Genomic DNA, 12,730 nt, shown 5'->3' on the forward strand with positions numbered 1-12,730 from the left:
ACTTCAACGAGGAGGCGCCGTCGTGGCGGACAACCAGCAGGACCAGGTACGCGAGGCGGTCGTCGAGGCCGCACTCGGCAAGCTCGACCTCGACACCAAGGCGGGCCTCCTCGCCGGGCAGGACATGTGGTCCCTGCCCGCCGTGCCCGGCATCGGCCTCGCGTCCCTCGTGATGTCGGACGGCCCGATCGGCGTCCGCGGCATCCGCTGGACCGCCGACGACCCCTCGATCGCCCTTCCGTCGCCGACCGCGCTCGCCGCCACCTGGGACCCCGAACTTGCTTGCAGAGCAGGGCAGTTGCTCGCCCAGGAGGCCCGGCGCAAGGGCGTGCACGTGCTGCTCGCCCCGACCGTCAACCTGCACCGCACGCCCGTCGGGGGCCGGCACTTCGAGGCGTACAGCGAGGACCCGTACCTGACCGGCGCGATCGGCACCGGCTACGTACGCGGCGTGCAGTCCGGCGGAGTCGGCACCACCGTCAAGCACTTCGTCGCCAACGACGCCGAGACGGACCGCTTCACCGTGGACAACGTGGTCAGCGCCCGCGCCCTGCGCGAGCTCTACCTCGCCCCCTTCGAGGCGATCGTCGAGAACGCGCACCCCTGGGGCATCATGACCGCCTACAACACGGTCAACGGCACGACGATGACCGAACACCGCTACCTCGTGAACGAGGTGCTCCGCGGCGAATGGGGCTTCGACGGCTTCAACGTCTCCGACTGGATGGCCGCCCGCTCCACCACCGGCGACATCATGGGCGGCCTGGACGTGGCCATGCCCGGCCCGGAGACGGTGTACGGGCCCGCGCTCGCCGCCGCCGTCCGTGCCGGAGAGGTCGAGGAGTCCACCGTCGACGAGGCCGTGCGCAACGTGCTGCGCCTCGCCGCCCGCGTCGGCATCCTCGAAGGCGCCGCCCCCGAGGTCACCGACACCGAGATGCCCGCCGAGATCGACGGCGAGGCACTCGCCCGCGAGATCGCTCGCCGCGCCTTCGTCCTCGTACGCAACTCCGGTGCGCTTCCGCTGCGTTCGGGCGGCAGTGTCGCCCTCATCGGCGCCGCCGCACGCGACGCCCGCGTCCTCGGCGGCGGCTCCGCCACCGTCTTCCCCATCCACGTCGTCTCCCCGCTCGACGGACTGACCGCCGCGCTCCCCGAGGGCACGCTCACCTACGCGATCGGCGCCGACCCGAACGAGGAACTCGCCGCCGCGGGCGCCGGGTTCGAGCTGCGCGCCCGCTGCCTGGACGCCGCCGGCGACATCATCGGCACCGCCTCCGTGCCCGGCGGCCGCATCCAGTGGATCGGCGCCGACCTGCCCGACGGAGTCACCCACGACACCCTGCACACCGTCGAGTTCACCGGCACCTTCACCCCGCGCGTCTCCGGGCCGCACACCTTCGGCACCCAGGGCATCGGCGGCTTCACCCTCACCGTCGCCGGACAGGTCCTCTTCGACGGGGAGCAGCCGCTGGCCTCCGCCGCCGACCCGTTCGCGGCGTTCTTCGGCAGCCCCGTCGGCCGCGGGGACGTCGACCTCGTCTCCGGCGAACCCGTCGACGTGTCCCTGCGCTACGTCGTCTTCAAGCCCGAGGGCGCCCCGCTCCAGGCCATCGCGTTCTCGCTGGTCCACCGCGAGCCGCAGCGCGATCCCGACGAGCTGATCGCCGAGGCCGTCGAGGCCGCGCGCTCCGCCGACACCGCGGTCGTCGTGGTGGCCACCACCGAACGCGTCGAGTCCGAGGGCTTCGACCGCAAGGACCTGCGCCTGCCGGGCCGCCAGGACGACCTCGTGCGCGCCGTCGCCGCCGCCAACCCGAACACCGTCGTGGTCGTGAACTCCGGCTCCCCGGTGGAACTCCCGTGGCGCGAGGACGTCGCGGCCGTGCTCCTGAGCTGGTTCCCCGGCCAGGAGGGCGGCGACGCCCTCGCCGACGTCCTCACCGGCGCCGAGGAGCCCGGCGGCCGGCTGCCCACCACCTGGGGCACGTTCGATGACGCGCCCGTCACCGAGGTCGCCCCCACTGACGGCCGGCTGGCCTACACCGAGGGCGTGTTCATCGGCTACCGCGCCTGGGAGCGGTCGGGCGCCACCCCGTCGTACGCCTTCGGTCACGGTCTCGGCTACACCGACTGGACGTACGAGGCGATCGAGGTGCGGGACGGGGGCGCGACGGCCGTGGTCCGGGTGCGCAACTCCGGTGAGCGGTCCGGTCGCGAGGTGGTCCAGGTCTATCTGGCGCCCGAACAGGCCGACCCCGCCCGCCCGGCCCGCTGGCTGGCCGGCTTCGCGGGCGTCGAGGCGGCACCCGGCGAGAGCGTCGAGGTCACCGTCCCGCTGCCGCGCCGGGCCTTCGAGATCTGGGACGAGAACGCCGACGCGTGGGCCCACCAGCCGGGCGCGTACGAGGTCGAGGCGGGCCGCTCGGTCGCGGACCGCCGCGTGAGCGCGAGGGTCAAGGTCTGAGCGGATTCGCCGGGGCCGGGGCCGGGGCCGGGGCAGGAGCGGGAAGCGGGCTGAGGCGGGGCGGGTGTGGGTGCTTGTGCGGGTGCCAGGGCCGGCGGGGGTACGGGTTCCGGTTTCGCTCCCGGCTCCGGCGGTTCAGGATCCTGCGGTTCAGGCGCGGGTGCCGAACCCGTACACCGTCTCCGACCGGAACACCTGACCCGGCCTCAGTTCTGTCGGCGGGAACCGGGGCCGGTTGGGGGAGTCCGGGAAGTGCTGGGTCTCCAGGGCGATCCCGGCGCCGGGTGCGAACGGCAGCGTCTCGTCGAAGTGGTCGGCTGTGTACAGCTGGAGTCCCGGCTCGGTCGTCGCGACGGCCAGCGTCCGCCCCGACGCCGGGTCGTGCAGCTCGGCGACCTCCACCGGCGCCTCGGTGACCCCCTTGTCGAGCACATAGTTGCGGTCGTGGCCGAGCCCCGGCTTCCGCGGCTCCCGGAAGTCGAAGGGCGTCCCCGCCACCTCGGTGAACTCCCCGGTCGGGATCAGATCCCCGTCCGACGCGGTGAACCGCGAGGCCGCGATCCGCACCTCGTGCCCGCCCGCCGCGTCACCCGAGCCCGCGCCGCCCAGATTCCAGTACGAGTGGTTCGTCAGGTTCACGACGGTCGGCGCGTCGGTCACCGCCTCGTACGCGATCCGCAGCGCCCCGCCCTCGTCGAGCGTGTACGTCGCCGAGACCTCCATGCGCCCCGGGAAGCCCTCCTCGCCGTGCGGACTCACCCGGTGCAGGCGCACACCGTGCTCCAGCGGGTCCGCGTCCCACACGCGCTTGTCGAAGCCGCGCTCGCCGCCGTGCAGCGCGTTCGTCCCGTTGTTCTGGGCCAGGTGGTAGATCCGGCCGTCGAGCGGGAAGCGGCCGCCCGCGATCCGGTTCGCGTACCGGCCGACCAACGCGCCGAGGAAAGGACCCGGGTGGGCGAGGTACCCGTCCAGTGAGGGAAACCCGAGTGCCACATCCGCCGTGGCACCGGACCGGTCGGGAACCTCCGCCGACTGCACGATCCCGCCGTACGTCAGGACGCGCACCCGCACCCCGTCGCGTTCGAGGGTCCAGCGGTGGACGGGCGTGCCATCGGGGAGCGTGCCGAAGAGTTCGCTGCGCATGATCGAGACCCTACGCCCGGGAGCCCCCGGCTCAGGTGATGGGCTCCTTCGCCGTCACCCGGCGGTACGCCATCGCCGCGAGCCGCGACTGGCCGTCCTTGCTGGGGTGGAACCAGTCCCAGTGACTCAGCTGCCGCCCGTCGAACCGGTAGTCGAAGACCGCCCCGCCGTCGTACCGGCACCGCCGGTCCTTCGCGCACACGTCCTGGAGCACCTCGTTGTACGCCACCACTCGGTCCTGCACCGACGCCCGGCGCCGCGTCGCAGCCGCGGCGAGGTCGTCCGGGTCGGCCAGCATCGACGAACAGATGCCGAGCTTCCACACCTGCTTGCCCAGCGGGTTCGTCCGGCCCGCCGACCACAGGCGCTTGAGGTCCGGCACGCTCGACACATACACCTGTGCCTTGGGCACCTCGCGCCGCAGCGTGCGCATCGCGTCCTCGAAGTCGGCGCGGAACGTGTCGACCGGCGTCATCGAGGCGGGAGTCGGCCGGCACGCGTCGTTGGCCCCCGCCATCACCGTCACCAGGCCCGGCGACACCGCGGCCGCCTGCTCCATCTGCGCGGGAAGGTCAGCCATCCGGGCGCCGGTGCGCGCGTAGTTCCAACTGTGCGTGGCCGCTCGATCCTTCCCCAGGAGCCGGACCGCGAGACTGCGCACCCCGGTGTCGGAACCGGTCGCCCACGACACCTCCGGGCAGTCCGTGAGGACCGAGCAGGCGTCGAAGCCCCGCGTGATGGAGTCGCCCACGGCGGCAACGGAGCGCGGGCTCGTGTCCCACGTGGGGGTGGGCTTCGCGGACGGCTTCGTACCGGCCGTACTGCCCTTCGGCCCCGGGGAGTTGCCGCCGATCGCGTCGCACGCGGCGAGGCCCGCGGCGCCGAGCAGAACCGCCGTCACACCGGCGACGGCGGCCCGGACGGCAGCCGACCGGTGGCTTCGGATCCGCATCCCGTTGTCCTCTCTCACCGCTTCCGGCCGCTGCCGGCGCCTCTGCCGTCGAACGTGACGCCGTGCACCCCGCCGCGGTTGAGTCCCCGCGGGTGAAACGTCGGCGTTTGAGGGCACCGGGACCGACGGTACGTCACACTCCTTGCGCCGCCACACGGTAGCCTCGCCCCGTGGCGGCCCGGCCACTGCTGTCGCGGTAGCGACAGGGCGGTCGGCCGACCCGGTAAAGCCCCGCAGCGCAGCTTCCGCTAAATTACATCACGTCACATCTGTCCCTTTTTTCCTGGTTCCCCTGGTTCAACCGGTCTTTGGGGAAACCTGCTCGGCACGGGCGCGAGGCCGCCGGGGAAGGCGAACCTCGTCCCACACTGGAGGTCCCGGTGACGACACGTGGAGTTCTGTACGTGCACTCCGCACCGCGCGCGCTGTGCCCGCACGTCGAATGGGCAGTCGCGGGCGTGCTCGGCGCGCGCATCAACCTCGACTGGATCCGCCAGCCGGCGGCGCCGGGAACGTGGAGATCCGAGTTCTCCTGGCGCGGTGAGGCGGGCACCGCCTCCAAACTGGCGTCCGCGCTGCGCGGCTGGCAGCTCCTGCGCTTCGAGGTGACGGCGGAACCCTGCGCGACGGCCGAGGGCGAGCGCTACAGCGCCACCCCCGAACTGGGCATCTTCCACGCCGTCACCGGCATCCACGGCGACATCCTCATCCCCGAGGACCGGCTGCGCGCCGCGCTCGCGCGCTCCAAGGGCGGCGAGACGGACCTGGAGGCCGAGCTCGCCAAGCTCCTCGGCAAGCCCTGGGACGACGAACTGGAATCCTTCCGCTACGCGGGCGAGGGCGCCCCGGTGCGGTGGCTGCACCAGGTGGTGTGAGGCATTCAGACGTAGTGGTTCGCAGTTGCCGAAGGGCCCCCACCATCACGGTGGGGGCCCTTCGGCTACGTACGTGTACGCGGGGGTCAGACCGAGCGGAACGCCAGCACGACGTTGTGTCCGCCGAAGCCGAACGAGTCGTTCAGCGCGGCGATGCGGCCCTCGACGGGCAGCTTGCGAGCCTCACCGCGGACGATGTCGGCGGCAGCCTCCGCCTCCGGGTCGAGGTTCTCGACGTTGATCGTCGGCGGAGCCACCCGGTGGTACAGGGCGAGCACCGACGCGACCGACTCGATACCGCCGGCGCCGCCGAGGAGGTGGCCCGTCATCGACTTGGTGGCGGAGACCGCCATGTGGTCGGTGTCGTCGCCGAAGACCTTGCGCAGCGCCTTGAGCTCGGCCACGTCACCGGCCGGCGTCGAGGTCGCGTGCGCGTTCACGTGCACGATCTCGGCCGGGTCCAGGTCGGTGTTGTCGAGCAGGTTCTGCAGGGCTTGTGAGATGCCGCGGCCGCCCGGCTCCGGCTGGACGATGTCGTGGCTGTCGGCGGAGATGCCCTGGCCGACCGCCTCCGCGTAGACGCGGGCACCGCGCTTGGCGGCGTGCTCGGCGGACTCGAGGACCAGGACACCGGCGCCCTCGCCGAGGACGAAGCCGTCCCGGCCGACGTCGTAGGGACGCGAGGCGCCCTGCGGGTCGTCGTTGTTCTTGGACATCGCCATCATGTTGCCGAAGGCGGCGATGGGCAGCGGGTGGATGGCGGCCTCGGTGCCACCGGCGACCACGACGTCCGCACGGCCCGTGCGGATCATCTCGATCGCGTAGCCGATGGCCTCGGCGCCGGACGCGCAGGCGGAGACCGGGGTGTGCACACCCGCGCGGGCGTTCACGGCCAGGCCGACGTTGGCCGAGGGGCCGTTCGGCATGAGCATCGGGACGGTGTGCGGGGAGACGCGGCGTACGCCCTTCTCCTTCAGCACGTCGTACTGGTCGAGGAGCGTCGTCACGCCGCCGATGCCGGAGGCGATGACCGCGCCGAGCCGGTCGGGGGCGACGGCGGGGTCCTCACCGGCCTTGTCGGTGTAACCGGCGTCGGCCCAGGCCTCCTTGGCCGCGATCAGCGCGAACTGCGCCGAGCGGTCCAGGCGACGGGCCTGCGGGCGCGGGATGATCTCGCTCGGTTCCACGGCGATCTGCGCCGCGATGCGAACCGCCTGGTCGGCGGCCCACTCCTGTTCGAGGGGACGGACACCGGAACGACCGGCGACCAGACCCTCCCAGGTGGACGTCGCGTCGCCACCCAGCGGTGTGGTTGCGCCGATACCGGTGACGACCACGGTGCGATTGGTCGGGCTCACAGGAATTCTTTCTCCAACGGATGCGAGGGATTCAGCGGCGCCACCGCCGGGTGGCGGAGCGGCAGCACTAGGCGAGCTGTTGATCAGGCCTGGTGCTTGACGATGTAGTCGGTGGCGTCACCGACGGTCTTGAGGTTCTTGACGTCGTCGTCCGGGATCTTGACGTCGAAGCGCTCTTCGGCGGCGACGACGACCTCGACCATGGACAGCGAGTCGACGTCCAGGTCGTCGGTGAAGGACTTGTCCAGCTGGACGTCCTCGACCGGGATGCCGGCGATCTCGTTCACGATCTCCGCGAGACCGGCGACGATCTCTTCCTGAGTGGCGGCCATGTTGGCGCTCCTTCTTATGTATCCAGAGGGTGTGGCGGCGTTTCCGCCCGGAGCGATCCGGACGGTCTGCCTAGGGGAGGGTAACGACCGTGGCGGCGTAGACGAGACCCGCCCCGAAGCCGATGACGAGGGCGGTGTCGCCGCTCTTCGCCTTCCCGGTCGCCAGAAGCCGCTCCATCGCGAGCGGAATCGAGGCGGCCGAGGTGTTGCCGGTGGTCTCGATGTCACGGGCGACCGTGACATGCTCCGGCAGTTTCAGAGTCTTCACCATCGAGTCGATGATCCGCATGTTTGCCTGGTGCGGAATGAAGACGTCCAGGTCGTCCGCGCTGATCCCGGCCGCGTCCAGCGCCTGCTGGGCGACCTTCGCCATCTCGAACACGGCCCAGCGGAACACCGCCTGGCCCTCCTGCGTGATCGCAGGGAACTTGATGTCGCCCTTGCTGTCGAGCGGCAGCTTCGACACATCACCGACGCGGAACTCGTCCCACGGCACGGTCTGCTTGATCGTCTCGGACTTGTCGCCCTCGGAACCCCAGACGGTGGGACCGATGTGCGGCTCCTGCGAGGGGCCCACGACGACGGCGCCGGCGCCGTCACCGAAAAGGAAGGCCGTCGCGCGGTCCTCCAGGTCGGTCAGGTCGCTCAGCCGCTCCACGCCGATCACCAGCACGTACTCGGCGCTGCCCTCGACGACCATGCCCTTGGCGAGGGTCAGGCCGTAGCCGAAGCCTGCGCACCCGGCGGAGATGTCGAACGCGGCCGCCTTGGCGGTGCCGAGCTTGTCCGCGATCTCGGTGGCGATGGCCGGGGTCTGCTTGAAGTGTGACACGGTCGACACGACCACGGCGCCGATCTGCTCCGCGCTGATCCCGGCGTCCGCGATGGCCTTGCCGGAGGCCTCGATCGACATCGCGGCCACGGTCTCCGAGTCGGAGGCCCAGTGGCGCGTCGCGATGCCCGAACGGGAGCGGATCCACTCGTCGGACGAGTCGATCGTCTCGAGGATCACCTCGTTCGGCACGACCCGCGTCGGCCGGTAACCGCCGACGCCCATGATGCGCGCGTACGGGGCGCCCTGACTGGGCTTGATCTTCGACATGCTCTCGGGGCTCCTTGTCAGGCCGTCTGCGTGTCCGCCGCGGCGGAGGAGTGCTCGGCGATCAGGGCGCGGGCTGCGTCGAGGTCGTCGGGGGTCTTGAGGGCCAGGGTCTTCACACCCGGCAGGGCGCGCTTGGCGAGACCGGTGAGGGTGCCACCCGGGCACACCTCGACGAGCGCGGTCACGCCGAGCCCCTTGAAGGTCTCCATGCACAGGTCCCAGCGGACCGGGTTGGCCACCTGGCCGACCAGGCGCGAGACGACCTCGGCACCGGTGGCGACCGTCCGGCCGTCCTTGTTCGACACGTACGCGACCGTGGGGTCGGCGGGCGTCAGGGCCTGGGCGGCCTCTTCCAGCTTCGCCACCGCGGGAGCCATGTGGCGGGTGTGGAACGCGCCGGCCACCGTCAGCGGCACGACCCGGCGCACGCCCTCGGGCTTGTCGGCCTCGAGCGCGGCGAGTTCCTCAAGGGTGCCCGCGGCCACGATCTGGCCGGCGCCGTTCACGTTCGCCGGGGTCAGACCCAGCTTCTCCAGGTGCGCGACGGTGACCTCCGGGTCGCCGCCGAGCAGGGCGGACATACCGGTCTTGGTCACGGCGGCCGCATCGGCCATGGCCAGACCGCGCTTGCGCACGAGCTGGAGGGCGGCGGTGTCGTCGAGAACCCCGGCGAAGGCCGCTGCGGTGATCTCGCCGACGCTGTGGCCCGCTACGGCGTCAGGAGCGATGTCGCCGAGTGCAGCGGCCGACAGGAGTCCGGCCGCGACGAGCAGAGGCTGAGCGACGGCCGTGTCACGGATCGCGTCCGCGTCGGCCTGCGTGCCGTAGTGGGCAAGGTCGAGCCCGATGGCGTCAGACCACGCGGCGACGCGGTCTGCGGCACCGGGGAGGTCGAGCCAGGGAGTCAGGAAGCCGGGCGTCTGAGCGCCTTGGCCGGGAGCGACGAGTACGAGCACTCTCACACTCTCTCTTGTGGACGGCCACGGCCGCCCGTGGGGACAGGGACGAAGAACCGAAGGGGGAATTGTAGGCCCCCGACAAAAGGCTATGACTGAGGATCTGCGTCGGCCAAGCGCCCCAGGATCAGCGCGATCCGCAGCGTGAACGCCGACCTGACATCGGAGGGTGACCAGCCGGTGACGTCTGTCACACGTCGGAGCCGGTAGCGGACGGTGTTCGGGTGGACGAAGAGCATCCGGGCCGCTCCTTCGAGGCTGCTCGCCTGTTCCAGATAGACGCTGAGTGTCTCGAGGAGAGCCGAGCCGGCCTCCTCGAGCGGTCTGTAGATCTCCTCCACCAACTGCTCGCGCGCGGCAGGGTCGCTCGCGATCGCCCGCTCCGGAAGGAGATCATCCGCCAGAACGGGGCGCGGAGCGTCCTGCCACGCCCCGCACGCCTTGAGCCCGGCGGCCGCGGCCTGCGCCGACCTGGTGGCGGCGAGCAGGTCCGGCACCACGGGCCCGGCCACCACAGGACCCGCCGCGTACGGGCCGATCAGCGACTTCGCGACCTGGAGCGGATTGTTGTTGCCGCCCGCGATGACGACGAGACGGTCCCCGAGCACCCCGGTCAGGACCTGGAGCTTGGCGTGCCGGGCGGCCCGCCGGATCGCCTCGACCGTCAGCTCGCTGTCCCCTTCGGGAGCGGTGCCGAGCACCACGCACACGTGCTCCGGCGAGTTCCACCCGAGCGCCGCGGCCCTGCTGACGGCACCCTCGTCGGCCTCGCCCGAGAGGACCGCGTTGACCACCAGGGACTCCAGGCGGGCGTCCCACGCGCCTCGCGCCTCAGCCGCCTGCGCGTAGACCTGGGCGGTCGCGAAGGCGATCTCCCGTGCGTAGACGAGCAGTGCCTCACGCAGGATCGACTCGTCGCCGGGCGCCGCCACCTCGTCGATCGCGGACTCCATGACCTCGATGGTCGTGCGGACCATCTCCACGGTCTGGCGCAGTGTGATGGCCCGGGTCAGCTCGCGGGGCGCGGTGCCGAACACGTCGGTCGAGATCGCCTGGGGGGCGTCCGGGTGCCGGAACCACTCGGTGAAGGCCGCGATACCGGCCTGCGCGACCAGCCCGATCCAGGAGCGGTTCTCCGGTGGCATCGCCCGGTACCACGGCAGCGTCTCGTCCATGCGCGTGATGGCCTGCGCGGCGAGGCTCCCGGACGACTTCTCCAGGCGCTTCAGGGTCGCGGAGTGCGGGTGGGGGTTCGCACGGCGGTCGCGATGGTCCGGGGCTTCGTTCGCTGAGGGTTCGGGCACGGGGACAAGACTGCCTTATCGGGACGGCTCAGCGGAGTGGAGGGTGCAAGGTGGCCGCGCGGACGTCCCCGTCCGGGGGTCTACCGTGTACGGCGTGATGGATGTACGTCGCTCCGGCGACCGGTACCCCGGCGGCGAGCCGGACACCGGAATCGAGTCGTTCCACGCCTTTTCCTTCGGGCCCCACTACGACCCCGACAACCTGCGCTTCGGATCGATCCTGGCCTGCAACGAGGAGCACCTCGCGCCGGGCGCGGGCTTCGACGAGCATCCGCACAGCCACACCGAGATCGTCACCTGGGTCGTCTCGGGCCGGCTCACCCACCGCGATTCGACGGGGCATGAGTCCGTGGTCGCACCCGGCGATGTGCAGCGCCTCAGCGCGGGCGGCGGAGTGCGCCATGTCGAGCGCAACGACGGCCCCGACCCGCTCGTCTTCGTCCAGATGTGGCTCGCCCCTCTGGAGCCGGGTGGCGACCCGGTCTACGAGGTCGTGCACGGCATCGCCGACTCCACCCCCTACGACGTGCCCGAGGCCGGCTCCCTGCTGCATGTGCGCCGCCTCGGACCGGGGGAGCGAGCCGCCGTCCCGGACGCGGCCCAGGTGTACGTCCATGTCGTCCACGGTGAAGTGGTGCTCGGTGGCGAGGAGTTGGGCCCGGGCGACTCGGTCAGGATCGCCGGGGAATCCGGACTCGAGGCCGTGGCGTCAGGACCGGCGGAACTGCTGCTGTGGGAGATGGCCGCCCGCTGAGGTCTCCCTTGCGAACGGCCGCGTGCCCCTCAGGCGCGATCCCTCACGCCCGGCGCCTCACACCTCGGCGAGCACCGCGTCCGTGAAGGGGGGCCACACCTCGGCCGCCCACGGCCCGAAGGCCCGATCGGTCAGCGCCACACACGCGACACCCGCGTCGGGGTCGACCCACAGGAACGTGCCCGACTGACCGAAGTGCCCGAACGTCCGAGGCGACGACGAACTGCCCGTCCAGTGCGGCGACTTGGAGTCCCTGATCTCGAACCCGAGCCCCCAGTCGTTCGGGTTCTGGTGCCCGTACCCCGGCAGTACGCCCTTGAGGCCCGGGTACTGCACGGTCATCGCCTCGGCGACGGTGCGCGGATCGAGCAGCCGGGGAGCCTGCACCTCGGCGGCGAACCGTGCCAGGTCGTCCACCGTCGACACCCCGTCCTTGGCGGGCGAGCCCTCCAGAGTGGTCGAGCTCATCCCGAGAGGTTCGAGAACCGCTTGGTGGAGATACTCCGCGAACGGGATCTCCGTCGTCTTCGCGATGTGGTCCCCGAGCACCTCGAACCCCGCATTCGAGTACAGCCGCCGTGTGCCGGGCGCCGATGTCGCCCGGTGCTCGTCGAAGGCGAGACCGGAGGTGTGCGCGAGGAGGTGGCGCACCGTGGAACCCTCGGGTCCGGCTGGGTCGTCGAACTCGATCGCGCCCTCTTCGTAGGCGACGAGGGCCGCGTAGGCGGCGAGCGGCTTGGTGACCGAGGCCAGCGGGAAACGATCGGCCGTCGGGCCGTGTGCCCCGAGGACCGTGCCGTCCGCGCGGACGACGGCTGCGGCGGCGGTCGGTACCGGCCAGTTCTCGATCATCGCAAGGCTCTGCATGGCCACGAGCCTAACGGGCCCCGCGAGGACACCCTCCTACGCCCACGGGCCGGGCCGAACCGTCGCGCGGGCCGAATCGCATCGGCGGACGCCGTCCGGAATTCCTCCCCGATGCGCTTGCTTGGAGTGCACTTCAACGTTCTAGCGTGGGGGCATGACGGTGATGGAGACCACCCCCGCACCCAGCAAGGCCGACGTCTGCGCATCGGGCCCCACCGCTCACCCGCGCCCGGACGGCCAGGACCGCTACACGATCAGCGAGGTCGTGGCCGTCACCGGACTGACCGCCCACACGCTGCGCTGGTACGAGCGAATCGGGCTCATGCCCCACATCGACCGCTCGCACACGGGCCAGCGCCGCTACAGCAACCGCGATCTCGACTGGCTCGCCTTCGTCGGCAAGCTGCGGCTGACCGGGATGCCGGTGGCACACATGGTGCGCTACGCCGAACTCGTGCGGGTCGGTGAGGACACGTTCGAGGAGCGCCGCGAGCTCCTCGAATCGACGCGCAGGGACGTGCTGTCCCGGATCGCCGAACTCCAGGACACCTTGTCCGTACTCGATTTCAAGATCGACTTCTATACGGGCGCCCGGCGGGCGTCGGAGAGGGCCTGAACCG

The 12,730-nt window shown here is 71.4% G+C and carries 12 protein-coding genes; 4 read left to right on the top strand and 8 right to left on the bottom strand.

The features are described 5' to 3' along the window. Nucleotides 1–22 precede the first annotated feature (22 nt). The gene (locus OG758_RS32400) at nt 23–2,467 is read left to right on the top strand and encodes a beta-glucosidase (RefSeq protein WP_326713171.1); all 2,445 of its coding nucleotides are present in this window, start codon (nt 23–25) and stop codon (nt 2,465–2,467) included. 150 nt (nt 2,468–2,617) lie between these two features. On the opposite strand, the gene OG758_RS32405 is transcribed toward OG758_RS32400, so the two are convergent. Both OG758_RS32405 and OG758_RS32410 read right to left on the bottom strand, forming a co-directional pair. Further along, the gene (locus tag OG758_RS32405; protein ID WP_326713172.1) at nt 2,618–3,610 is read right to left on the bottom strand and encodes an aldose epimerase family protein; all 993 of its coding nucleotides are present in this window, start codon (nt 3,608–3,610) and stop codon (nt 2,618–2,620) included. Between the two features lie 31 nt (nt 3,611–3,641). After that, a complete protein-coding gene (locus OG758_RS32410; RefSeq protein WP_326713173.1) occupies nt 3,642–4,562 on the bottom strand; it encodes an SGNH/GDSL hydrolase family protein in 921 nt (306 codons plus the stop codon). A gap of 380 nt (nt 4,563–4,942) precedes the next feature. Here OG758_RS32410 and OG758_RS32415 point away from each other — a divergent pair, with 380 nt between their 5' ends. Then, nucleotides 4,943–5,437 carry a DUF3145 domain-containing protein gene (locus OG758_RS32415; RefSeq protein WP_116502271.1) on the top strand — a complete coding sequence of 165 codons (495 nt, stop codon included), beginning with the start codon at nt 4,943–4,945 and terminating at the stop codon, nt 5,435–5,437. Between the two features lie 86 nt (nt 5,438–5,523). Here OG758_RS32415 and OG758_RS32420 read toward each other — a convergent pair whose 3' ends face one another. From OG758_RS32420 to OG758_RS32440, 5 genes are all read right to left on the bottom strand, one after another. After that, complete coding sequence (locus OG758_RS32420) at nt 5,524–6,795, bottom strand: beta-ketoacyl-[acyl-carrier-protein] synthase family protein (protein WP_116502272.1); 1,272 nt, start codon at nt 6,793–6,795, stop codon at nt 5,524–5,526. A gap of 83 nt (nt 6,796–6,878) precedes the next feature. Further along, nucleotides 6,879–7,127: an acyl carrier protein gene (locus tag OG758_RS32425; RefSeq protein WP_100591921.1), complete on the bottom strand. Its 249-nt coding sequence runs from the start codon at nt 7,125–7,127 to the stop codon at nt 6,879–6,881. Between the two features lie 70 nt (nt 7,128–7,197). Continuing rightward, nucleotides 7,198–8,229: a ketoacyl-ACP synthase III gene (locus OG758_RS32430; RefSeq protein ID WP_266564598.1), complete on the bottom strand. Its 1,032-nt coding sequence runs from the start codon at nt 8,227–8,229 to the stop codon at nt 7,198–7,200. Nucleotides 8,230–8,246: 17 nt separating this feature from the next. Further along, nucleotides 8,247–9,185, bottom strand: a complete 939-nt coding sequence (locus tag OG758_RS32435; RefSeq protein WP_326713174.1) for an ACP S-malonyltransferase — start codon at nt 9,183–9,185, stop codon at nt 8,247–8,249. Between the two features lie 89 nt (nt 9,186–9,274). Continuing rightward, a complete protein-coding gene (locus OG758_RS32440; RefSeq protein ID WP_116502275.1) occupies nt 9,275–10,489 on the bottom strand; it encodes a PucR family transcriptional regulator in 1,215 nt (404 codons plus the stop codon). Between the two features lie 97 nt (nt 10,490–10,586). Between OG758_RS32440 and OG758_RS32445 the strand changes: the two genes are divergently transcribed. Beyond that, a complete protein-coding gene (locus tag OG758_RS32445; RefSeq protein ID WP_326716105.1) occupies nt 10,587–11,243 on the top strand; it encodes a pirin family protein in 657 nt (218 codons plus the stop codon). Between the two features lie 57 nt (nt 11,244–11,300). On the opposite strand, the gene OG758_RS32450 is transcribed toward OG758_RS32445, so the two are convergent. Next, a complete protein-coding gene (locus OG758_RS32450) occupies nt 11,301–12,110 on the bottom strand; it encodes a serine hydrolase domain-containing protein (protein WP_326713175.1) in 810 nt (269 codons plus the stop codon). 154 nt (nt 12,111–12,264) lie between these two features. On the opposite strand from OG758_RS32450, the gene OG758_RS32455 reads away from it, so the two are divergent. Next, nucleotides 12,265–12,726 (top strand): MerR family transcriptional regulator, encoded by a 462-nt coding sequence (locus OG758_RS32455; RefSeq protein WP_326713176.1) that lies wholly within the window; start codon nt 12,265–12,267, stop codon nt 12,724–12,726. Nucleotides 12,727–12,730: the final 4 nt, after the last annotated feature.

The organism is Streptomyces sp. NBC_01474 (genome assembly GCF_035918215.1).
In the GTDB taxonomy this organism is placed as follows: domain Bacteria; phylum Actinomycetota; class Actinomycetes; order Streptomycetales; family Streptomycetaceae; genus Streptomyces; species Streptomyces aureus.

Coding starts and splice junctions, on each gene's coding strand:
- OG758_RS32405 (WP_326713172.1), bottom strand. CDS start 3,610: ATGCGCAGCGAACTCTTCGGCACGCTCCCCGATGGCACGCCCGTCCAC.
- OG758_RS32410 (WP_326713173.1), bottom strand. CDS start 4,562: ATGCGGATCCGAAGCCACCGGTCGGCTGCCGTCCGGGCCGCCGTCGCC.
- OG758_RS32425 (WP_100591921.1), bottom strand. CDS start 7,127: ATGGCCGCCACTCAGGAAGAGATCGTCGCCGGTCTCGCGGAGATCGTG.
- OG758_RS32430 (WP_266564598.1), bottom strand. CDS start 8,229: ATGTCGAAGATCAAGCCCAGTCAGGGCGCCCCGTACGCGCGCATCATG.
- OG758_RS32445 (WP_326716105.1), top strand. CDS start 10,587: ATGGATGTACGTCGCTCCGGCGACCGGTACCCCGGCGGCGAGCCGGAC.
- OG758_RS32450 (WP_326713175.1), bottom strand. CDS start 12,110: ATGCAGAGCCTTGCGATGATCGAGAACTGGCCGGTACCGACCGCCGCC.
- OG758_RS32455 (WP_326713176.1), top strand. CDS start 12,265: ATGACGGTGATGGAGACCACCCCCGCACCCAGCAAGGCCGACGTCTGC.